Source organism: Legionella sp. D16C41 (assembly GCF_048541585.1).
Classification (GTDB): domain Bacteria; phylum Pseudomonadota; class Gammaproteobacteria; order Legionellales; family Legionellaceae; genus Legionella_C.
In genome coordinates, this window is record NZ_CP183303.1 from 902,532 (window position 1) to 925,379 (window position 22,848).

Genomic DNA, 22,848 nt, shown 5'->3' on the forward strand with positions numbered 1-22,848 from the left:
TAATTATTTTTTATATCTACTTAATACATGAGAACTGAAAGCCCTGGTAATAAAATAGTTATCAGGGCTGAAAATCTAGTTACAAAAAGTGACTTTTTCTGTTAATTCCATATCTTTTTTAATAGAGCTAAAACGCATGGAATTTGCTTTAGAACAAAATTTGCTAGTACTTAAATTATACTCAACATTAAGCACGGCTTTATTGGCTTTAATAAATGGACTTAATGTATCACATTCATTATATTCAAAACATTGCTCATTAATAGCAAAATCAAAATAACGAACTAATTGGGTTACTTGATCAATATCATTTTTTAAACCCACAGCAAGCCCAGCTCGATGCGCCATATTGGCTAAGGATGCATTATAAAAGGCTTGATTGGCGCTATTTAAAGGAAAACCAGTCTTATTGGTATAGCCATCAACATTATCAAATTCTACTGCATCAAATCCTTTTTCTTTACACATATTAATTCGAGCTTGCATAATAGGCAGTAGAATAGATGTTTGACGAATATCAAGCCATTTTTCTCCTGGCCAACCATTTGCTTTTCCTTTAACTGAAGCAGGGAATTGATTAGCATCTGGCCGCCAATTTTCCCACGTGCCTGCACTAATATAGCAAATTGCTTTATTACCTTGATTATGTATTTTCTGCACTGTTGCAGCACTGTTATCAAAGCCATCAATATCATAGACATTAGCTAAGACAGAAAATTTTGGCGAAGCAGATAAAATATAATTCCATCGCTCACCTTGAGTAATTTGACTTGAACAGGTGCTACAAGGTACAGGTGAAGGCATTTCTAAGCGTTCAGCAAAGGATGTGGGAGAGGTGAATACCCCCAAAGCAAACAAACTAATTATTAATTTCTTCATGAATAGTTATCCTTTTTTAATATTTTTTAACGTTGACTGTTAGTTATTATCACTAAATTAAAAATAAATATTGCTTCAATATTTATTTTTACTAATAATGACTATTGTTACCAATTAACTGTTAACCAATAACAGTTAATTGGTTAACAGTTAAATATTATCTGTTAAGCGTTAACTATTAAATAGTTAAATTAGAAAATTGGTGAATAAATTAAAGTGTATTTTATTATGTAAAGGAATTACGCATGGATAATATTAAAAAAGCTAGTGTTAAGTGTTATGTTTAGTACAGCAGCATACTTTCAACCTTAATCCTAGTCTTAATCCTAATTGGCAGGTTGGTGTTGGTTATAAATTTGCTGATTGGCGAGAAGTAGATTAAGTCGTGCGTTTTTACAAGCCGTTGGAACAGGGTTGCAACTTAATAAGCTTTATACTCATCAATTATAGTTTTCACTAAGTTATACAGTCTAAGGAAAGAATCAATGAAGAATTTTATCAATAAATTTATAATTTGGATTATAGCTTTACCTTTAATAACACATAGTATATTTCTACAAGCTGCTGCTATACCAACGTTTAGTATAATCCCGCTTACGCCTACTACTACACAAGTACCGTTAGATTTTAATACAGACATTAATTATAAAGTAACTAATAATACAAAAATAACACGAACTTTAACCATGGTGCCTATTATCGGTGTACAGCAAAATATGGTGGCAGGAAGTTGCTCTAATCCTTTTATACTTGCTCCTGGGCAATCATGCACTTTAGCTTTACAAGCAAAAGGCAGTGATTTACCTCCCAGTGGTGTTCATGGTGGGCCTGTGATCTGTAAAACTAAAGGACCTGGTAACAATCAACCTGATGCTTTTTTATGTTCACAGCCTAGTCCCAATAGCTTACTGCATTTAACGCCTTTAAGTAGCGCAGGCACTGGCGTATTTTTATTTTTTGGTCATACTTTTCACACCACGCCATTGGTAACCACCACGCCTTATTTATTTAATTTACAGCGCTTTACAGCAACTTTTCCTTTAAATTTGACCCTTCCACCTCAAACTGGTTTAACCAATGATAGAGGGGAATATATGATTCTTGGTGGCACAATCATAACAGATGGGAATGAAATTAATCGCCTTATTAATAGTTCGACAAGGATTCCATTTAGTTCAAGTGATCCTACTCTTTCAAATGATATTGGTAACCTCTTAGCTTATCAAACTGCAAACTATCAAATTATTTTTATTGATAAAGATCTACGCTATGCTGTTGTAGGCGGTCAAACTATTGGCACAGGTCCGAGTTTTCAAACTACATTTAGTGTGTATGCTAATAATTTACCAGGTACTAGCTATGGTAGCCTTGGCCAATTTCCAGCTAATTTTCCTTATTCTCTCTTAGGTTCATTAGATTCATTTCTACAGGGAAATTCGACAAAAACAGCTTACGTTTTTGTAGAGCCCAATTGTCCTATTTGTCATGAATTTTATCAGAATATAAAGCCTTATATTGATAGTAATCAAATTTCTATCCATTGGATTTTGACACATTTTATCAGTGATAGTTCCCAAGGTAAGGCGTGGGCAATTTTAGATGGTCGAGTTCCTGTTGGATCTGGTTATCCACCTACTCCAGTTGGCGCTTGGATGTATAATGAAGATTATTTTAATGTCAATACACCAGAAAATATTGGCGGCGGTGGTATACCTGCAATTACCAATCCTACACCGTCAGCAGTACAAGGCCTTAATATAAATGAGCAATTTTTCTTGCAATATACAGGTATTATTGGTGTACCTATGATAGTTTATATTGATACTGCAGGACAGCCACAAGTTCTTGTAGGTCCCCCAGGAGACTATAATTTGTTCGTTAATAATATTAACGGATGATTTGTATTTGGTGAAAATAAGTGGTGATAAATTTGTCTCTTGTTTTCACTCTAAAGAAATTATAAATTGATTTTTAATAGTAAATTTTGAAATTATCTCCAATTAAGACTTATTAACTTAGCTTAATAAGTCTTTCTCTAAATTTGGTAGTAAAGAAATCAAAATATTAAATATATTCATGGCATTGGACTAGATTTTTACTGATCAGTGCATTAGTGCTATTTAACAAGGCAGTTAAAATGAAAAAAGTAATTTTAAGTCTAAATTTAATGACACTTTCGATTTTTTCTTTGTATTCAGAAGTAACCTACAGTAATTTTTCAATAGCCCCAGCTCTATGGCCAACAAGATTTACAGGCCAGGGATTAGTTGGCAACCAGCATATAAGTGGTTTTATTGATGGCATGCAGCCTTTAATAGGAAACAATAGTCAACTCTGGTTTCTAGATGGCTCCATTTTAGGTGGTAGTGGTGATTTTCATACTAAAAATGCAGTTTATAGTATTGGTACAGGATTTCGACAGCTCACTAACTTCAATCAAGACCCCATTACCTTAGGTGGATTTTTTTTTGCTGATTATCAAAAAACAGCTAATCGCACCCAAGCTTGGATAGCTAATCCAGGTATTGAACTGCTTAGTCAGTATAATGAAGCACGAATACAAGGTTATATTCCTTTAAGTCAGGCAAGCCAACCCTATCGTCGAAACCTCTTAGCAAGTCAAATTAGACAAATAAATTTTGAAAGCTCACAAAATATCAACCATTTCAATTATGTTCAAGGTCATAGTTATTTTGATACCCCTGTTTCCCTAACCGATGAATATGGGACCGGTGTGGAAGCAGAGTTAGGTCATTACTTTCCGTGGTATCAAGGTGGGTGGATACGAGGGGGAGTATACTATTTTCATTTTAATCATGCTAAAGAAATTACAGGTGTAGAAGCGAATATTGAATTACTAGCGAGAGAAAACGCAGCTCTTATTATTCAAGATAATTATGATAATCAAAATAAAAATAAATTTTCTGTAGGGATACGCTTTAGCTTTGACGGATTTAATTATGGACAAATACAACCTATATCTAATCGTATGCAAGCACCAATTATTCGTCATCTAGCTCGTCAATATGAAGGATTAGGAACGCCTATTCGTAAAAGTTTTAAGCCTACTTCACCTACTCAAGTTATCACCAATAATATTTGGTTTTTTAGTCCGAATGGAACTTATCAAGGGCATGGCATGCCAGTAAATTTATTAAATTGTACTGCGGAAAATCCATGCTTAAACTTAGACCAAACCCTAACGGATGGCATTGCAACAATAGCTCCTCAAGCTCAACTATGGTTTGCACCAGGCACCTATACGCTGCCTAGTACAGGAAATAATGGCTTTATTCAGTTAGCGGATGGGCAAACGCTTTGGGGACGTACAGGTGATTTTATTAATCCAGCATCCTATAATAATTTACCTAATATCGTAGGAGGCTTATGGTGGAACGGGAGTGGCCAATTAAGTAATCTTCGAGTAATTAATTTTAATCAAATTATCCCTCAAAATATCACTAATGCCTACAATGATACAGTCATGGGAGTAGGTGCTGCAGCCAATTTAACTTTAAATAATGTACAAGTTATTACAACAGCAAGTGGTGGTCCTGCTGATACAGCAATTTTTTCAATCTATAGTAATAACAAGGACAGCAATATTTTAATTAATTCATCACAAATATTAGCAATTGGTCAGGAAAACTATACGGGTTACGTAGACACAGTTGTTTCAGATAATGGTAATATAGTAATAAATAATTCATATATAGTATCAACTGGAACTGGTACTCAACAAAATAATGCTATTCTTGCTATTGGTAGTCTTAATATGAATGACTCTATAGTTAATGTCGGAGGAGCTACCCTAAACGGCTCAACAGGCGCTTTTGCTTTTAATGTAAGAGTAAATAATTCTCAGATAACAGTTAATGACACAGATAAAAATTCTGGAGGCGTGTTCGGCATTTACGCAGCTAATAATGCTAGTGTTAATCATTCTATAATCAATGTTAATGGTAATGCTTACACTAACGGTATCCTGGCTGTTAATAATGCAGTTGTTAATTATTCCTTAGTTAATGTTAGTGGAGTTGATAACACTTTCGGTATTAGTACAGGAAAAGATTCTATTATTAACAATAGTATAATCAATACTACAGCAAATGGTTTAGCGCATGCTGTTGACTCCGTTAATTCAACTATCAGTAACTCTCAAATTTATGTAAAGAGCAATTCTGATAATGAAGCCATTGGTGTAATTGATTATACGGGTGAAGGCACTATAAAAATTAGCAATTCATTTATTAGCGCAGAAAATACACTAGGTGGCTTAGCTACTGGCGTTAAGACTTCTAATGGTGAAATTATTTTCACTGGGGGTGCTAGCCAAGTCTTTGCTCAAGCGAATGATCCTTCAATGGCCAGCCCCACTATAGGTACTGTTATCAATAGCAGTACGCCTAAATCGCAATGCTCGACAAATGGAGTTGTTAATAACTGTTAGGTTACCTCTTTATAAAGATTCTCAAGTTAGTGAGTTTTCACTAACTTGATTTGTTTGTTATAAGTTACTTTATTATTGGTAAAGGTTAATTATTTTTGCGATACCTTTATTAAATAAAAAGTATTAAATAAAAATTTAGATAGCTTAGGGGTAAATTAATATCTATTTAACACCTTGTTATAGACTTGAGGTAATAAATATAACTTGGTGCGATAACTTATTTTTAGCAAGGAAGTGTATGATAAAAAAAAAGCTTATTTTTTTCTTATTATGTTTATCAACCTCAGTTTTTGCCGATATTAACTCTGATATCCAATCAATTAAGGTACGGGTAGGTGCGCCTTTTATAACATTGGGGCCAGCACCTAATATTATAGATAATTTATTTAATTCAATTCGCTTAACTAATAATTCTTATTTATGTTTCACGGCTAATTCTTATAGTTATAAGATGACAGGTAGTGATCCTTTATGTCAAAAAAGTAAGCTAACGCCTGTTATTGGGCCAGTTGCTAATGGCTATGCTGATTGTGGACTTTGGATTAACGACGTTTTAATTGATGCAGGGAATAATAATCATTTATTAGGCTTTGCCCATGCCGAAACCGCATGCACCAATTCTAGCACACATAAATCCATGAATTTAGTTGAGTCTACTGATAATGGCAAAACGTGGAGCTTAACTGGACAAATTATAACAGGAATGGACGTACCGACTCCGGGAAAAATTACTGGAGAGGGTGATGGTAACGTCGTTCCAGGAAAAGATATATACAATTACTTATATTTATTACGTAATAGTGATTACCGTACGATAGTTGCAAGAGCCTTAAAAACTAATCCAGCAGGCCCCTGGTATAAATATTATAATGGTAATTGGAATTCGCCAGGTTTAGGAGGTAATGCCACTGCGCTTAAGGTATTTGGTTCTGCCTCAGTGTGGCGTGAAAAAAACTATGTAATGCTTTTATCCCTTCCTAATGCTAGTGAAGGCGTGCGTGCTTCATTTTCCTCTGATTATACAAATTTCGCACAATTATTAGACCCTATTCTTGTTAGTGATAATTCAAGTTGGAATCGTCAACCAAATTCAACTGAACTTTTTGCTTATCTGTCTGCAACCGCTATGGAAGGTGGGCGGGTATGGAATAATGGCCAGTTTATTATGACTTATATGTATTTAGAGCCAGGTGCTAATTTTAGTTCACGTTATCTTGTTAAACGAAAGGTAAATATTAGCACGACAAACACACCAAATACGGATGGTTCTATACCCCAGGTCGGTATAGAATTAAGTCGCTGGATTAATCCTCTTGCTAATCCAAATGAGTTTTGGACTACAACAGCAGCTACACCTGGCTTTTTTAAATATCTAGGTCGCTTAGGTTATCTTATGTCTCGCAAACTTACTGGCACCAATGCCCCACAAACACTAGCAATAGAAGAATGTGTTAGCCGCTGGTCGGGCGGCATTGATCATGTCATTACTCTTGATGGAACTTGTTCTAAAGCAGGTTACACTCGTTTGCGTACATTAGGTTGGTTATATAAGGATAAATTACCTAATACTACTGCACTTTATCGATGTTGGAGTCCTGAAAAGTACAAGTCTCATTTTGCGTCTACAGATATTAATTGCGAAGGAGAAACAACGGAATTTATCTTAGGATATATTATGATAAACTAATCAATAACGCCTAGATAATAAACTTGATAGATATTAGTAGGCTTAGCATGCCTACAGGTTTCTAATGGAGCTCTACTGACAAATTGGCTCGTGTTTTATTCATGGGCCTTAACACTCACTTAATCCCAATAAAATGCGTTGTATTAGGCTGAAAAAAAAGAAGGCGCATTAACTTCTGGCAAACAAATAGTTTAAAAAATAGCCTTTAAGTTATTAAACAATAATTTAATTTTTATGATGTTTTATTATCGGTATAATGACTGAAAGTTATTTTTATATTGTCAACAATTACCCTAAATAATCTTTTTTTATAATTGCTAAGATAGCATGCTGAAGCTATATAAAGCTCTGCTTTTCTTGACTCTAATTTCTGAGGCGGTCGTTTTACGATACGGATGATCCTTCTTGCTAAACCCTGTTTTTTACCTCATAGCCGTATGTTGTTAATCATTTTATTTTTTATTACCGTTGCAAATTAAAGACCTAATAGATAAATTAGCAAGCAACTTAAATTTATTTTGGAATCTTTAATGAGAAAATTTACAGAAGAATTGTTATTATCTTTATTATCTAATTCTGAAGAACTTAATTTAAGCAATAAAGGTGTTCAAGATAAAGATATTATAGATATTGTTAATTTTCTTAATAAGCATCCTGAAATAAAGCGTGTTAATCTAAATAATAATCAAATTAGTGCTATTGGCGCTAGAGACTTTGCTTTGCATAATACAACCACAACCACAGTTGATTTAAGCAGGAATCTAATTGGTGATAGTGGGGCTAAATACTTTGCACGACATAATAAAACCGCAACCACAGTTAATTTAAGCTGGAATGGGATTAGTGCTGTAGGAGCCAAAGACTTTGCTTTTTATAATACAACCGCAACGAAAGTTAATTTAAGCACGAACAGGATTGGTGCTAATGGGGCTAAAGAATTTGCTTTGTATAATACAATTGTAACAACAGTTGATTTAAGCGGGAATCAGATTGGCGATACTGGGGCTAAAGACTTTGCTCTGCATAATAAAACCGCAACGACAGTTGCTTTAAGCTGGAATCGGATTGGGGCTTTGGGGGCTAAAGACTTTGCGCAACATAATAAAACCGTAACGACAGTTGATTTAAGCTTGAATCAGATTGGCGATATTGGGACTAAAGACTTTGCTCTACATAATAAAACTGTAATGACAGTTGATTTAAGCTTGAATCAGATTGGCGCTAGTGGGGCTAAAGACTTTGCTTTGCATAATACAATTGCAACGACAGTTAATTTAAGCGGAAATCATATTGGCGATATTGGGGCTAAAGATTTTGCTCTGCATAACAAAACTGTAACGACAGTTGATTTAAGCAGGAATCTAATTGACGCTAGTGGGGCTAAAGACTTTGCTCTACATAACAAAACTGCAACAACAGTTGTCTTAAGCGGGAATCGGATTGGCGATATTGGCATTAAAGCGCTGGCAAGTAATCTTGTACTACAAGTACTGAAAACCGACGTTAGTAGCTTAACGAAGGCTAGTCATTTAGCATTGATTGAAAAAAATCCACTTAAGCGGGCCTGCTATGGTCGAGAAGTAGGGTTGCCTAGCAATGGGGATATACCTTCTTTACTACGATTAAACTTATTTGCAGTTAAAGAAAAGCTACTTGCTAAGAATCAGGGGCAAGGGCATATTTTCACTAAAGAAGATCTCAATGGCCTTGAAGATTTAGTCCCCTTTCTTAATCAAAATAAAATCTAAAACTAAAAGTAGGTAACTAACATAAAAATTGCTGAACATAGCCAACGTTTTGAAGATACATCAAAGGAAAAGAACCTTGACTTATTAATTACTTATGAATTATTAAAAGCTATGTTGAAAATAAAGGGCATGCTTCCTTGTCACAAAAGCAATGTGAAGCATTAACTAATTTAAATGAAATAAGGTATGGTTTAAGCCATGGAAACGCTAAGTCTTATAGCGAAATTGTGCAGACGCTATTATTTAAAAGTTAAGCTTATTATTAATCTATTGTAACTAATAAGGCGTTATTGCCAATAATATAAAGTCTATTAGCGCTAATGTTGCACTATCCCATCCACTAAATTGGAATTTTTATTTACCAGCTTAATATTTAAGTTGATTCTTATTTGCAACGGAGCTAACTGAATTTTAATAGCGTTATTTTAGATTTTCTTAAAATTAAGAAATTTTTGTCGTTGCTATTTTGACTACCGTTACAAAAATGCTTGGTAGGTTTGCTATTATATCGGTAATGAATATTTAAGAACTATATTTTTATAATAATTTTCTGTCATTATAAAATCATTTTGCTTAAGATACGCCATTTTATACCTTTAGTGATTGTCTAAAGTAGTTTAAAACAAGTAAAAACTATGGATATATAATGCAAGAGAAAAAAGAATTAGAAAGCCTTGTAACATTGTTGCAAAAAGAATTTTTAATAAATTGTGGGTTAAGTGAACAATTTGATCTTTATCCTTTTTCGAATGAATATAATTATGAATCAATATTAACTACTTTAAATATGAATTATACTAAAAATACTGAGAAAATTAGAGTGGCTATGCTATTTGGTGAGTCCCGTTTTCTTTCTATTCTTCCTGAATTAGCTAAATGTGCCGACATAGTTATACTTGCTGATATTGAACCTAGGTTGCATTTACATAATAAACATTTGCTAACTTGTTTTAAACAGTCAGTTGACTCTTATGACTTCATTGCTTGCTATAAAAAGAATAATCCAATTGAAAATGAAAAATTACCTTGGTTAACTAATACTCAGCTACCTTCAATTGCAACTTTAGATCTACTAGAAGGATTATTGGTTGGTAGCATAGGCAATTCTATACCATCTCTAGGTGAAAAATATCATTTTTTGCATAATGAAAAGCGATTTCAGTCCTGTAAAGAGGCAGTAAACAAGTTATTTTTTGTACAAATCCATTTAAACCTAATGGATAGTAAACAATGCTACCAGTTAGCAGAACATTTATCTCGACATAATGCTGAGCTTACCTTAGTAAATTTTACAAACATTGCTGATCATCAATATGGGAAAATGGCATTACAACAATCAATACCACTACTGTTAAAAGATAGCCCTGATTGTTTTATATTATATTCAACAGGCGTTATGAATAATGGAGCTATAGAAAAACTTAATATACATATTACGCAAAATTTAGATAATTATTTTAATCAATCGTCAATACCTAATGAAACTTCAGATAAAAAGGATAATTATACGAATAAAAAATATACACCTAATTTTTTTGAAACGATAACAAATAATGATATCCCTAGCTATGATACTATAATACCTAAAATAGTATTATAATAAATTATGACGTGTTGTAAAAAAGAAATAGTATATTGTTAATTTAAGTAGTGATTAGATGAGGTATAAAATCTAGTTGATTTCAAATAGCGCACGTTGAAAAATTAAGTTGCAAAAATTTATTAGCCTAATAAATTCCAATTTATTAAAAGAGGGTTCTTTCTTAAGATCCTATCTAAGTAATTATTTTGCTACTTTAGGCTGTGGTACTTGCTTAAAGTCATTTTCCATAGTTTCTTCCCGAGCAGCTCGTTTATGTGTCGAATTAAAAAAGGTTGGCAGGCTTTGCAGTGAAGATGAACTAGACACGTTTTTGTACCGTAAGGTACTTTCTTCAAGCTCAGCGCTAGGTACGCTATCATGATCTCGTATTCGGCTTTCTTCAAAAGTAACCTCTGTTGAATCCTGCGCAAGGAGGTCCTCTGGCCAGGAAGTTAACTCATCTAAAATAATGTCTTGCTCACCGGATGTTGCTTCATCTAAATTAACCTTTTTAGTATAACTAGAGGTTACAACGTCGTGTTTAGGATAAGGTGATTCTTCAATCGCTTCATCAAAAGGATCAATTACGCCCGCAAGAAAATAAACATCATCTTTAATAATATCTAACATGGTTAATAGAGTTTCTTGTGGTAGTCCATTATCAGAAATATCTGAGGTATTTGATAAAGTGAGTGGGGAAAGGGCTCTAGTGTGCTCTGATGCATTACGTTCTTCAGCATGTAGCACGTACTGCATTGACAGTATGTAGTATAATTATTGTACAATATAATTATTAAAATTTTATTAACTGATTTATTAGGTTACTTAAAATATTGCCTAAATAGGTATGTTGCAAAAAATAAGATAGTTGGAACAAGAAGAGAACAGTCCAAGAACATTCTTTGAAATTATTAAGTCTGATAAAGAGTTAACTATATGGTTAGTAGTTTTTTAGTAAATTCTGTAAAAAACGTTGAATAAGCAGCTTTGGGTACGGGTTCAGCCATAATAAAGCAAAGGGCTGCTTTATTATAATGGCGTTGCGAATCGAGAAGTGATTTATCATTTTCTAGCCGGTTATACATAAATCCCAAAAAAATGATTTTTTCATTATACAATTAATTAAAATTTAATTCAAAAAGATGGTCTTTATTATCCTTTTAATCTTTTACCCGTTTTAAGGATTAGCTCTGATTAAATATCTTCACCGTTAGCCAATTATAAAGCTCAAGTGGAAAATAGCCTAAATTTTCAAAAATTTTTTATCTAATTAAACCTTCTAGTTTAAGGGTTAAAAGTGTTCAAATTAATTTTTCCTTAATCATTAAGTTTTAAAATAAGGTAAATCGTATATAAAATTTATTTATAAAATATGCTTTATTTACTGAGTTACTTTATCTTATAGAGGGGAAATTAAATGCCTTACCAATCTCACAATCTTAAAAAAATGTTAGAAACAGGCGATATTGATACCTCTGATTTTATTTTAATTGCACTAGAAATAATAAAAATTAAAAACAAACATCTAGTAACTCAAAACTCAATATTAGAAGCAATAGAAGCAATTAAAATGGATTATCTTAAGATTAATTACACTGATGCTATTGAAAAACTTATTGCAGTAGCCAAAATTCTAAATGAGCCAAATATTGTAAGGTTATTTGAACAGGCTGCGATAAAAGCGGCTAAAAACAGTAAGCCAGAACAAGTAGAAAGTAGAAGATATTTTGAAACTAAGTTGGCTACTGAACACTGGAAAACCCTTGATACGACAGAACACCAAGACAGCCTTGATCGCCTTGCCAAATATATGGTTGGGGCCAATAATCTTTATGCAGAAATGAAAGGTTTTTCAAAACTTAAAAAAGTTAATAATTTGAAAGACATAGAAATGGTTATTGCTGCAATAAGAGGATTTGGTGAAGATGAAACCGCTACAGCAGTTGTTTTAAATAAGATAATAGAGATGCGACATGAAGAAAATGCATTATCTGATTTTAAAGACAGGGGTGCACAACGCATGCTACAAGATGTAGGGTATTCACAAAATCCGGGTATCATCAAAGCAAATTGCCCGATACCTTTAGTTGAGCTGAGTGAAGAGCCAATATTAGGCGGTATTACAAATAGCTTTTCCATCGACCGAACAATTAAAGATGGTTACTCTGCTAAAAATGTGGACATCCCCTTTGTTAACTCAGTTTCTGGGACAGCTTATACCTTGGCAGCTGTGTTAAATGAATATGTAAAAGAAAACTTGCAAAGCCCTACTTTACAAAAAGATATAGATAATATTATCGAAACTTTCTTGGCATATACCTGCAAATCAGGTTTTCATAGCTTATCAGAAATGATTGATGTACTAAATTCACCAGAAGTTACTAAAGTATTTGCTGAATATGGTCTCAAAACAAATATTTCTTTTTCCAAAGAAGCGCTTGAAACTGCAATTACTGCTGCAACTCATTATGCGGAAGTAAGACAATCTCAGAGAAGTATGCTTAAGACAATATTCCAACACTCTCTTTTTAAGAGACATGCAGAGCCAACTACTAAAGCAATTTATCCTAAAGAGATTGCTTTACGTGTAAGAGAGGAGAAGATAACCGGACCTCGAATTGAAAAAGCATTGAGAAACATGTATCAAGAGGGTCTAAACGGTAATGAAAAATATACACCAGAAAATTGTAGGGAAATAGCTTTACAATTTATTAATTATACCACAAAGCATTGTCGTCATTTCAAGATAAATGGAGTAAGACAATTTGTTAAAAAAATGAATGAAATCATTCAAGAAAGACAAGAGCATATTGACAAACATATTGGTCTTCATGTCAAAACTTGTGCAATATGATTCTATTTATTTTATTTCCAGGCTAAAGTCTATTTAAGAATTACGTGTTATTTTTTATATAATTAGTTTTAAATTTATATAATACTTGAAAAAAATAGATTTTATTCTGCTTTAATCTTATGGCTGCTAATAATAGCTAAGGCTGATTACACAGTTTCACATTTAACTAGCTAGAAGTCAATTTGACTTACATACGCGCTACTCTGGAGTTCAATTTTAGAATAAAAAATAAATAAATTCTAACTTCTCTATTACCTGTTCATCGTTTTTACATTGAATTTGAGTATAAAACTCTATATCTTTGACTTGTCAGTTATAAATTAAAGGCACAGTTTAATATAGTTGTTAGACAATGATTTGTTGTTCTCCATCAGACCATATAAGACTTTAAAAAATATAATACTCCCATCTTGTAAGAACTGCTTAATATATGTGCCATATAAGAGTTTTTATTTTCAATGTAATATTTTTAATAATAATTTATTAATCTATTTGTGCTAATATAAAACAATTATATTAATAAACTATCAATTTATGGCGTTGCACAGTGCATTATTAAATTTACATAACGTATTAGGTTATAAAAAAGAATCTGCAGGATTGTGTCATGGTTTTTCGCTGCGCTGGTTAGAGGCAACTTTTTTAGGTGAGATAGAGCTTCTACGCTTTGAATGGCGTATGAATAATATTGAGCACATCCCACCGGACATATTATTAGCGAAAATAGAGCAAACAAAATCTAAAAAAGGGCAAGGTCTTACTGATGAAGATAACGCTTTACTTAGTATATTTGCTTTTTTTGATAGTTTAGAACTATTTCATTCGCCTGAGAAATATACTACCTTATTTGAGCAAAATTTAAATCAAAATGATGTTTCGCTTATTTCACCCGTAGCATCCTCTGCTATGATTGAGGCACAAGGCAATTTAGGACAAATTTATTCAGAGCCTAAGATTCTCACTCGAGATGAACTTTACAGCTATCTGCAAGATTTAGCCTGTTTAATAGGTAATACTTTAAACGATACTAATATACCCATTGGATTTTTATTATCGAGTTATAATCATACTATTTCATTAAGCTATACACCTAGTTTAGGCTGGTTATTTCGTGACATAAATCAGCCTTTAATGACACTGATAATGACAAGGACAGCTATAGATTATAGTTTGGTTGATAAGATTATAAAGGCTTTTGATCCAAATAATTCATCACCCTATGTTGCTTTTAATACAAGTTTTATTTTAACTACTAATAATATTACAAATTTTGAATTAAAAAAATTAATTCCTGCAAGGCCAAGTAATGAGGCATTAAAAGAGCTTACTCTGCGGCAAGATGAAGATGGTATTACATTGGCTTTATTAGCTGCTCAACAAAATGATACTGCGTTTATGGCAGCTTTAGTTAATGTTGTTGACATAGAGTTTTTAAATAGAACAACACCGAAAGGTCAAACCTCTCTTTATATTGCTGTAGAAAATGATTTTGTTCAAATGATTATGATTTTAGTTGAAAAAGGGGTTGATTTAAATAAGGGTAATGAAAGCGGGGTAACGCCTATTTCTTTGGCGGCAAAATATGCTTATATTTCAGCTATTAATATTTTGGCAGAAAAGGGTGCTAATTTAGATAAGCCTGATAAAAATGGTGTAACACCTATGATGGTTGCTGTGCGGTTATGTCATCTGCCAGTTATCAATCTTTTAGCCGAAAAAGGTGCTAATTTAGATCAAGCGGATAAAGAGGGTGTAACCCCTGCTATGATTGCTGCGGCAATAGGGGATGCTGTGGTGATGACAGCCTTAATTCAAGGAAAAGCTGATGTAAATAAAGCCATGGCAGATGGCACTACACCGATATTTATTGCAGCGCAAAGGGGCGATATTGCAGTGATTGAGGTTTTAATTAAAGCAAATGCAGATTTAGATAAAGCGCTAATAGATAATGCCACACCTGTATTTATCGCAGCACAATATGGTCATGTTGAGGTAGTTAAATTATTATTAATGAGTAAACGGTGTAATATTGAAATTCCTTTTGAATCGACTAAAGAAGAATTGATAAAATTTGCAGCTGAGGAATCAGAAAAGCAACAGAATCCTGAAATCAGTCAACGCATGCATGAATTTTTAAAAACACAATCTTCAGAGCAAATTAAAATGCAGCCATATGATATTGCTAAAATAATGGGGCATAATGAGATTGCTAACCTTATTACAGATCACCTTAAATCTATAAATCAAAATGACTTAAGTCAGGACCATTGTTTTTCGGCAAGCTCTTCATTGTTTTCTAAAAGAAAACAAACAGAAGAGCCTTCATCAGAAGAATGTAACTCTATTACCAAAAGAAAAGGTAGATAATTTATAATTAAAAATATTTTTAGTTTTGAAGTTCACTGAATTTTTACTATAAACACCTAATACCTATTCTTTCATTTATACATGTGGTTTCAATCGTATAGAGCGTTTCTAAAAGTCGATTTATATGCCTTTAAAGAACATTTTTTAATAAATTAAAAGTTAATGATTTATCTACAATAGGTAAGTCACTTAATCATGCACGCTTTGCAAGTTTACTTCGCTCTGAAAGTAATATTATTTGAATGATATTTGTTTAGTTGAACGCATTTTTTTGATTCTATTATTTAATCGATTTAAATTAAATTATAAATGAATGTTGTTTTGTAATAGAGCAATCGTTTTCATTAAACCACTTAGAAAGTTATTTTAAATTCTGTAGGTAAGTTTCTTTTATTAAGTTTTGACTTAAAAAACCTTAATTTTATCAATTATTTATATTATTTTTTAATTGTGACATTAGCCCAGTTACATTAAGATGCACGATTTTAACTTTTGAATTGACGTAAATAAAGATTATTTTACCTAAAGAGGCTAATGTGACAACAGAAGTAAAGATACGTTTATACAGGTCAATGCTTGACTTAGGCTTAAGATTAATTGCAGGTGAAAGGAATTGCACTGATTATTATCACTCTCTATGCTTCCAACTTAATTATTTATTCCTAAATATAAAAAAAAATAATCAACTTTTTATTTTAGATGAAACAGGGCAGCAAACTATCGATTGTTTATTAAATAATTTAAGTAAACAGATAATAAGATTTCCACCATGGTTTAGAGCTAAAGAAGACTTTACTTTTTTCTACTTTCATCTGTTAAGGAGCTGGCTTTATGTTATTAAAGGAAATTTCGATAAGGCAGAAGAATCGCTTATTGTAGCTAAAACATTTCCTGAAAAAACACGCTGTACTGAAACTAATCATTTAGGACATTTAGTTCAAAAACAAATAGAACTGCAGAAAGAAATACAACAAATTTACCTACAACAATCCAAGCTAACAACGCAAAAAGAAATACTGCCAAGTAACTTAGACCTAATGGTAAAAGAGTATCAATCTAATCAAGCTGTATTACTACTAGATACCACAGATGAAATTTTAGCTCGCTATTTTATTGATCTTACACAGCAAGCACAAACCAATGATCCTATCGGTTTATGGAATCAAATAGAACCTGGCTCAGTTCAAGCCATGATCAAACTTGTTCGGACAATTTTTGCTAAAAATAACGAATTATCTACAGATTTTATAAAAGAAATGCATAAGTTAGCTTTGACTGATGTCATTTTACCTCAAGCCAATAGAAGCCTTGCTATAATTCCGGGAGAATTTAGAAAAGAGCCAATAAGATTTGGCATGCTGATAGATAACACCTCTTTATTAGGACTTTATGACATATTAGATTGGGTAGAAAAAGAAAATATAACCAATAACGGCAGGCATAGAGCTGGCTATAATATTATAGCATCAGCCTACCTTGATTCATTTATATTAGAAATATATACACAGCCTCATGAAATTGAAAAAAAACTAACTGAGTTAATAGATAATTATTATTCTGATATTACTAATGCTAGTAGTAAAGTTGATCCAGCCAGAGAAGTTATAAAAGCATGTGCAACTTTTTCGCATTATTTCTCATTAACTCATCCTTTTAGTGATGGCAACTTACGGTTATCTCAACAGCTCTTAAACTTCCTTTTAGCTAAAAATAATCTTCCTCTTTGTATACTTTCTGATCCAGCCTTGATTGAAGGTTTATCGCCAGATGAATTAGTAGAGCATATTGTAATTGGATTTCATAACTTCAAGCAGCTAATCGTAAAAGGATGTTCGTCCACAGCTAAAGAGATTGATTCAACAGAATGTGATAAAGATACTTCCTCTACTCTTAGTAGTTTGATAAATCAATCTATTTTCAAATATCAGATACCTGATAAAACAGATATCAAAAATTCACTAGAGTCTTCAAAGAGTTTAGACTATAGAGGTTTGGCTGGGGGTTAGTAACACGTTAATGCGACGGTTAAGCATGTTTCATATTAAATAAAAGCTTACTCGTGATAATTATTAGTTAGCTTTAATTTCAGCTTAACTATAAGACATCAATAATTTATTCAATAAAGTTTAAGCAACGCTTTTTTTAATAAAAATTTCCTAGATAATTTGAAATAGTTTTTATGATATATATATATAATTAATTTTCCTATGTTATGTTCCTGGCCTTTCACAAAACTAGGGAATAATAATGAAAATTCGTCAATGATTTACAATAATTTTTTTTCAAGCAATGCTTTCAATTCCCATCCCAATATTAGAAAAATACTAAATATCATTGTCACTATTACACCCACAGGTAAAATATATTTAGAAAATTGATAAAGGGTATTTCCTAATCGAGTTACGCTCTCACCGCCTAATGTTCCTTCATTAAATTTAATCGTAGGTAATATTGAGTCTTTAACTTTAATCCAGCCAGAGGCAAGAGCAATGGTGGCACCTGGTTTTTGTAAAGGTTGAATATTTTTTTGAATTAGTAATTGTAAAGGGTAAAAAAATAAAATAGCACCTAATAACATCGTAGCTAAAGGAACCAACTTTGTAAGATAAACTGAATAACGCATAAAAATCCTCATGTGTAATCCCTGGTTAATTAAAATTAATCGTGGCTTGTTAGCTGGATTAAAATGACTATCGAAAAAATATACCTAGATTGAAGCTAAGTTCGCCACAATTCATTTGAGCCTATCGAAGTTATCATCAACATAAATAGAGGTTGTGACAATGGAAGCATGGCTCGCTAATCGAGATACCGCTTTAATATTGACTCCCTGTTCAATCAGTTTGGTAGTAAAGATCCGACGTCCTAAGTGAGAGCTTGCGCCTATAATAACCCGCCTTGTCATACAATCTCCTAAACAACTTTGGTAAAGTATTTGATGTAAAGCGACTTTGCCATTGCGTTTAAATTCACTATCTGTTAAAACTTTCGCTTTACCTTTTTTAGGCATAATTTTTATTTAAGTTCATGAAAAAATGATATTTTAAATAAAAATGAACTCTGAGTAAAAATAAAAATTGATAATCATGAAAAACAATTACTGTAATTAAGGAGGTCCTCAAAATCATATCTTGACTTTAAGTATATACTTTATATAATTATACTTTGTTTATACTTCATGAGAAAGCCATGTCTATTGTAACTTTAACTAAATGGGGAAATTCTGTTGGTATACGTATACCCTCGACTATTATTAAAGAAGCTCATTTATCTCCAGGGGAAGAATTGGAGATTAAAGTGGATGAAAAGGGTGTTCTAACTTTAATTCCGATAAAAAATCAACAAGAAGGATGGCTAGAACAATTTAATGCTGCTGCCGATGCTAGTATGGGAGAAACTCCTTTATATATAGCCAATGATTTTGATACGGATGAATGGACATGGTAAAGATCAAAAGGTTTGATGTCTTTTTGGTGAATTTAGCTCCAACTGTTGGTTCTGAAATAAAAAAAACCCGTCCTGCGGTGATTATATCGCCAGATTCTATGAATTTAAGTAGGTTAAAGACGGTAATTATTGCACCAATGACTAGCACCATTAAAGATAATTTTCCAACAAGAGTTATGACTTTCTTTAAAGATCAAGCAGGCCAGATCGCCTTAGATCAATTAAGGGCAATTGATCGTACCCGTATTGTCAAAAAATTAGGGGTTATTGAAAAAGAAACACAAATCAATACATTAAATATTTTAGGAATTCTATTTCAAAAATAAAACATATTATGAAACGTATGTTTAAGCGGGTTAGTAAGTAATGTAATGAACAATTCCACCCTTAAATAAACAGTTCGGCATTTATAGTTGAGATCCATCTAAAATTTAACTTTTCTTATCTTTAATAGTATTTGCAACGCAGCTGGTATTAGCTCCAACTATAAAAAAATCCTCTGCACTGATAGAAAATTAATCCTAATTTACTTTAAAATTTAGCCTAACTTAAGCTGCTTAACGTCCAACTCAGGCTGTTTTCTTTTTTTAGAAGATTTATTAGACTGAGTGTTGTTAAGCTGAAACAAACTTAGGTTAGGTAGTTGCGCATTTAGTCTTAGTTGGCGACCTCTCTTTGCAATTTCACTTGCAACATCAGTATGACCCATAATAGTTGCTATCTCATAAGGTGTTACGACTACGGTATTAGCTGTAGATGTTTTTCTTGGAAGAGACGCTATTCTTGCTTGAATATGTTGAGGTTTAGTCTCTGCTAATTTAGCTAATTTATCAGCACTTACTGTACAGGGCTTACGACTATCAGCACCTGCATCTAACAATGCCTTAACTACATCTATATTTCCTTTCTCTGCCGCTACATAAAGCGGAGTCGCGCCATTAATGCTTACTAAATTTAGGTTGGCCCCTGCTTCAATTAAGTGCTTAACAATTACTAAATGGTTTCTAAATGCGGCTATAAATAGCGGGGTGATACCATTGCAATCTTGTACATTTACGTCTGCCCCTGATTGAATCAGACCTTGAACAACCTCCAAATATCCATTGTGTGTTTCTAGATGAAGTAATGTACTTTTATATTCAGTGGCCGTTAAATTTAAAGCAGCTGCAGTCTTTATCTCAACGAAATATTTGATAAGAGATTTAACGATTGCTAAATCTATTTTTGCTGCCAGGCTAAGTGGTGTATTACCTTTTTTAGTTGTTAAAAATAAGTCTGCGCCTGCTTGAATTAAGTATTTACTAATTTTTATATATTCTTTAATTACAGCCATATGAAGCGGAGTGATGCCATTGTTATTTGCTAAATTCACATTTGCCTTTATAGATATTAAATAGCTGGCGATTTCTGAATATTGATTTTTTAAAGCCACAAGAAGGGGGGTATCACCATCACTATCAACTAGATTGATTTCAGCACCTTGACCGGCTAACTCTTTAACAAGAGATAAATGACCAAAATACGCAGCAAGCCATAGTAAATTAATTCCGTTTGCACGACGAGAAGCAAGTTCTTCTGTCACGATATGCGTGTGTTTGAACGCTGTAAGGATGTCTTTTAATAGATTACAACGCGGGTCCTTCTTTGTTAAAACAAGTTTGATATTAAAGGCGGTATAAGCATTGATTTCTTCATAAGTAGAAAAATTAAATCCCATGCTTATAACTTCAGCAAGTTCTGATAGATTATTAGCATGATCAAGGGGATCATCGTTAGCTTCAACATCAAGAGGATCTTGATTAATATCGCGATAAGACCAGCCAACATTCGGCGTATAAATTAAGGTAACAGCGTGATCTTCACTTTCGAGAAGAAAACCGATAGGCGCTTTATTGTCAATACAAGCCCTTTTAAGCTCATGTTCTAGCTCAGTTAAATAAGTAATTATTTCCGCTTCATCTTTTATTAATGCTTCAGAATAGAGGGTAACTAAGCCACCACGGGCTAAAATAGCGTCTGACGAGGCAATGGTAGACATTGCTTCAAAGTGACTTTGAATTAGTTTCTTTTGTCCAACTAAAAAACACCAATTTCTTACATTTTGATAAAGGTTTAAACTGTCATAAAAACTTAAAATGTTAAGAAGCATGCGTTCTTGCTCATTTAATTCTAAGGGCGATTCAGTAGTATCTCTAGCCTGCTCACTAACCTTTTTTCTAACTAAGTCGATTTCATTAACTAAAGTTGCAACTGGTTTACTATCAACATAATCATTCCTGTAATCAAATTGAGCAAGTTCTTCAATTAAACCTGCTTCTAAAGCACGCAGTGCAAAGCCAAAGCATATACCTCCACTACACTTAGGAGTATGCTTTAATGCTTGATATAAGTCTAAGGGTGTTGTCATAGCAAATAGATTAAAAGTTGTACAATTAGAATTAATTTTATACTTAAAGAGACTAATTTAGAAGCTAGTAATTTGGAAATCGAGAGTTTCCAAAATGGCAAGAGCAGGCGAACAAATAATTCTCATTTATAGAAATATATTTTATTAAGCAAAGAAGCTCTCAATGGCTTTGAGGATTTAGTGTCCTTTCTCAATCATAATAAAATATAACACTAGCAGTAGATTGAGCAGTCTCAGAAAATATTGGTTTGTAAAATGTAATAACATAAAGAGCTATAATAACGTTAACATTTTAATTGTTGTGAATATATTTGATTTTTACCTGCTTTTTTCGCCGCATATAATATTTGGTCTGCTACTGAAACAACCTCATCAATTTCATTAGAACAAACAGGTGGGATGCTAACAATTCCTATACTAATAGTCGGCTTTGAAATTGCTACTTCTTGTTTAAATTTTTGTTGAATTTTGTTGCAAAGGGAAATGGTCTTTTCAAGCGAAGTATTACTTAATATAACTGCAAATTCATCGCCGCCAATGCGAAATGTGGCATCATTGGCTCGCCCAGCTGAGTCTTTTATGGTATTTGCTAAATCCTTTAAACATAAATCACCTGAAGGGTGCCCATGCTGGTCATTTATTTTTTTAAAGTCATCCACATCAATTAAAATTAAATTTAATGCATGATTATTTCTTTGGGCTCGTCTAAATTCTTCATTGAACCGTTGATCAAAATAGCGGCGGTTATAAAGCCCTGTTAACCCATCGGTGATAGCTGTACGTTGAACCTCTTCTAATGCCTTATCTTTTTCTTTGGTTAGTTCAATAGTTTCTTTTAATAAAGTCGAAGGAAATTTAGCTGTCATAATTAACATGATAACAAAAAGTAAGAACATAGAAGCTAAAATGGTATGATCAATGCCGCCGAGCCAATAATTGTACAAAATAAGGGGTAAAAACATAGGAAGGAGATAAGCATAATAGGCCAGTAAATAAATTGAAAGAGAAGCAAGCGCTCCTGATGCCATGCCACCTAGTACGAGTGTAATCACGTTTTGATGCATTGCTGAAAAATAAGGATAAAACCAAATGTAACAGCTTCCCCATAAGCCGCCCATTAAACCTGTTAATAATATAAAAATCAGTTTGATTTGGTCTTTTTTTAAAAGGTAAGAGCGTTTATTAATACTTTGCTGGCTATAAAACCAGCGATAGAGACTTAAAAAGCAAATTAAACCGTACCAAAGTGTTACTTCTTTAATTGGAGCCTGACGATATAACAGATAGCCCCAAATAAACGTGGATAAAAAAATATTAAAAGGAATTGACTTCAATGAGCTTTGAAGAAGCAGCAAAAAACATTCATCTTGCAATTGAAAAATTCCTTTTTTCATAACAATCTCCAGCTTTGTTAATTCTAATTATAG

17 protein-coding genes are annotated in these 22,848 nt (G+C 32.8%); 10 read left to right on the forward strand and 7 right to left on the reverse strand.

Features of this window, described 5'->3' with window-relative positions:
• Positions 1-75: 75 nt before the first annotated feature.
• Positions 76-879, reverse strand: coding sequence for an endo alpha-1,4 polygalactosaminidase (locus tag ACNVED_RS04005; protein WP_419420471.1), 804 nt, complete (start codon positions 877-879; stop codon positions 76-78).
• 485 nt (positions 880-1,364) lie between these two features.
• On the opposite strand from ACNVED_RS04005, the gene ACNVED_RS04010 reads away from it, so the two are divergent.
• From ACNVED_RS04010 to ACNVED_RS04030, 5 genes are all read left to right on the forward strand, one after another.
• Positions 1,365-2,777 (forward strand): hypothetical protein, encoded by a 1,413-nt coding sequence (locus tag ACNVED_RS04010; protein WP_419420472.1) that lies wholly within the window; start codon positions 1,365-1,367, stop codon positions 2,775-2,777.
• 239 nt (positions 2,778-3,016) lie between these two features.
• On the forward strand, positions 3,017-5,329 hold the full coding sequence (locus ACNVED_RS04015; RefSeq protein WP_419420473.1) for a hypothetical protein: 2,313 nt from the start codon (positions 3,017-3,019) through the stop codon (positions 5,327-5,329).
• Positions 5,330-5,567: 238 nt separating this feature from the next.
• Complete coding sequence (locus ACNVED_RS04020) at positions 5,568-7,016, forward strand: hypothetical protein (RefSeq protein ID WP_419420474.1); 1,449 nt, start codon at positions 5,568-5,570, stop codon at positions 7,014-7,016.
• Between the two features lie 530 nt (positions 7,017-7,546).
• Positions 7,547-8,764 (forward strand): hypothetical protein, encoded by a 1,218-nt coding sequence (locus ACNVED_RS04025; RefSeq protein ID WP_419420475.1) that lies wholly within the window; start codon positions 7,547-7,549, stop codon positions 8,762-8,764.
• A gap of 646 nt (positions 8,765-9,410) precedes the next feature.
• Complete coding sequence (locus ACNVED_RS04030) at positions 9,411-10,364, forward strand: hypothetical protein (protein ID WP_419420476.1); 954 nt, start codon at positions 9,411-9,413, stop codon at positions 10,362-10,364.
• 183 nt (positions 10,365-10,547) lie between these two features.
• On the opposite strand, the gene ACNVED_RS04035 is transcribed toward ACNVED_RS04030, so the two are convergent.
• Together ACNVED_RS04035 and ACNVED_RS04040 are read right to left on the reverse strand one after the other, a co-directional pair.
• A complete protein-coding gene (locus ACNVED_RS04035; RefSeq protein ID WP_419420477.1) occupies positions 10,548-11,093 on the reverse strand; it encodes a hypothetical protein in 546 nt (181 codons plus the stop codon).
• 185 nt (positions 11,094-11,278) lie between these two features.
• Positions 11,279-11,431: a hypothetical protein gene (locus tag ACNVED_RS04040; RefSeq protein ID WP_419420478.1), complete on the reverse strand. Its 153-nt coding sequence runs from the start codon at positions 11,429-11,431 to the stop codon at positions 11,279-11,281.
• Between the two features lie 332 nt (positions 11,432-11,763).
• Here ACNVED_RS04040 and ACNVED_RS04045 point away from each other — a divergent pair, with 332 nt between their 5' ends.
• From ACNVED_RS04045 to ACNVED_RS04055, 3 genes are all read left to right on the forward strand, one after another.
• Positions 11,764-13,200: a hypothetical protein gene (locus ACNVED_RS04045; RefSeq protein ID WP_419420479.1), complete on the forward strand. Its 1,437-nt coding sequence runs from the start codon at positions 11,764-11,766 to the stop codon at positions 13,198-13,200.
• A 534-nt stretch (positions 13,201-13,734) separates the two neighbouring features.
• Complete coding sequence (locus tag ACNVED_RS04050) at positions 13,735-15,567, forward strand: ankyrin repeat domain-containing protein (RefSeq protein WP_419420480.1); 1,833 nt, start codon at positions 13,735-13,737, stop codon at positions 15,565-15,567.
• A 536-nt stretch (positions 15,568-16,103) separates the two neighbouring features.
• Positions 16,104-17,573: a Fic family protein gene (locus tag ACNVED_RS04055; protein ID WP_419420481.1), complete on the forward strand. Its 1,470-nt coding sequence runs from the start codon at positions 16,104-16,106 to the stop codon at positions 17,571-17,573.
• 260 nt (positions 17,574-17,833) lie between these two features.
• On the opposite strand, the gene ACNVED_RS04060 is transcribed toward ACNVED_RS04055, so the two are convergent.
• Positions 17,834-18,190, reverse strand: a complete 357-nt coding sequence (locus tag ACNVED_RS04060; RefSeq protein WP_419420482.1) for a hypothetical protein — start codon at positions 18,188-18,190, stop codon at positions 17,834-17,836.
• Between the two features lie 111 nt (positions 18,191-18,301).
• Positions 18,302-18,577 carry a tyrosine-type recombinase/integrase gene (locus ACNVED_RS04065; RefSeq protein ID WP_419420483.1) on the reverse strand — a complete coding sequence of 92 codons (276 nt, stop codon included), beginning with the start codon at positions 18,575-18,577 and terminating at the stop codon, positions 18,302-18,304.
• Positions 18,578-18,756: 179 nt separating this feature from the next.
• Here ACNVED_RS04065 and ACNVED_RS04070 point away from each other — a divergent pair, with 179 nt between their 5' ends.
• On the forward strand, positions 18,757-19,014 hold the full coding sequence (locus ACNVED_RS04070; RefSeq protein ID WP_419420484.1) for an AbrB/MazE/SpoVT family DNA-binding domain-containing protein: 258 nt from the start codon (positions 18,757-18,759) through the stop codon (positions 19,012-19,014).
• On the forward strand, positions 19,008-19,340 hold the full coding sequence (locus tag ACNVED_RS04075; RefSeq protein WP_419420485.1) for a type II toxin-antitoxin system PemK/MazF family toxin: 333 nt from the start codon (positions 19,008-19,010) through the stop codon (positions 19,338-19,340). The genes ACNVED_RS04070 and ACNVED_RS04075 overlap by 7 nt, the downstream gene beginning before the upstream one ends.
• Positions 19,341-19,552: 212 nt before the next feature.
• On the opposite strand, the gene ACNVED_RS04080 is transcribed toward ACNVED_RS04075, so the two are convergent.
• Both ACNVED_RS04080 and ACNVED_RS04085 read right to left on the reverse strand, forming a co-directional pair.
• Complete coding sequence (locus tag ACNVED_RS04080; protein ID WP_419420486.1) at positions 19,553-21,421, reverse strand: ankyrin repeat domain-containing protein; 1,869 nt, start codon at positions 21,419-21,421, stop codon at positions 19,553-19,555.
• 284 nt (positions 21,422-21,705) lie between these two features.
• A complete protein-coding gene (locus ACNVED_RS04085; RefSeq protein ID WP_419420487.1) occupies positions 21,706-22,815 on the reverse strand; it encodes a GGDEF domain-containing protein in 1,110 nt (369 codons plus the stop codon).
• Between the last annotated feature and the right edge of the window lie 33 nt (positions 22,816-22,848).

What these genes read in the sequence shown, in the direction of transcription:
- ACNVED_RS04020 (WP_419420474.1), top strand. Translation starts at nt 5,568, where the DNA reads ATGATAAAAAAAAAGCTTATTTTTTTCTTATTATGTTTATCAACCTCA.
- ACNVED_RS04040 (WP_419420478.1), bottom strand. Translation starts at nt 11,431, where the DNA reads ATGTATAACCGGCTAGAAAATGATAAATCACTTCTCGATTCGCAACGC.
- ACNVED_RS04070 (WP_419420484.1), top strand. Translation starts at nt 18,757, where the DNA reads ATGTCTATTGTAACTTTAACTAAATGGGGAAATTCTGTTGGTATACGT.
- ACNVED_RS04010 (WP_419420472.1), top strand. Translation starts at nt 1,365, where the DNA reads ATGAAGAATTTTATCAATAAATTTATAATTTGGATTATAGCTTTACCT.
- ACNVED_RS04025 (WP_419420475.1), top strand. Translation starts at nt 7,547, where the DNA reads ATGAGAAAATTTACAGAAGAATTGTTATTATCTTTATTATCTAATTCT.
- ACNVED_RS04005 (WP_419420471.1), bottom strand. Translation starts at nt 879, where the DNA reads ATGAAGAAATTAATAATTAGTTTGTTTGCTTTGGGGGTATTCACCTCT.
- ACNVED_RS04075 (WP_419420485.1), top strand. Translation starts at nt 19,008, where the DNA reads ATGGTAAAGATCAAAAGGTTTGATGTCTTTTTGGTGAATTTAGCTCCA.
- ACNVED_RS04065 (WP_419420483.1), bottom strand. Translation starts at nt 18,577, where the DNA reads ATGCCTAAAAAAGGTAAAGCGAAAGTTTTAACAGATAGTGAATTTAAA.
- ACNVED_RS04015 (WP_419420473.1), top strand. Translation starts at nt 3,017, where the DNA reads ATGAAAAAAGTAATTTTAAGTCTAAATTTAATGACACTTTCGATTTTT.
- ACNVED_RS04080 (WP_419420486.1), bottom strand. Translation starts at nt 21,421, where the DNA reads ATGACAACACCCTTAGACTTATATCAAGCATTAAAGCATACTCCTAAG.
- ACNVED_RS04085 (WP_419420487.1), bottom strand. Translation starts at nt 22,815, where the DNA reads ATGAAAAAAGGAATTTTTCAATTGCAAGATGAATGTTTTTTGCTGCTT.
- ACNVED_RS04050 (WP_419420480.1), top strand. Translation starts at nt 13,735, where the DNA reads ATGGCGTTGCACAGTGCATTATTAAATTTACATAACGTATTAGGTTAT.
- ACNVED_RS04060 (WP_419420482.1), bottom strand. Translation starts at nt 18,190, where the DNA reads ATGCGTTATTCAGTTTATCTTACAAAGTTGGTTCCTTTAGCTACGATG.
- ACNVED_RS04030 (WP_419420476.1), top strand. Translation starts at nt 9,411, where the DNA reads ATGCAAGAGAAAAAAGAATTAGAAAGCCTTGTAACATTGTTGCAAAAA.
- ACNVED_RS04045 (WP_419420479.1), top strand. Translation starts at nt 11,764, where the DNA reads ATGCCTTACCAATCTCACAATCTTAAAAAAATGTTAGAAACAGGCGAT.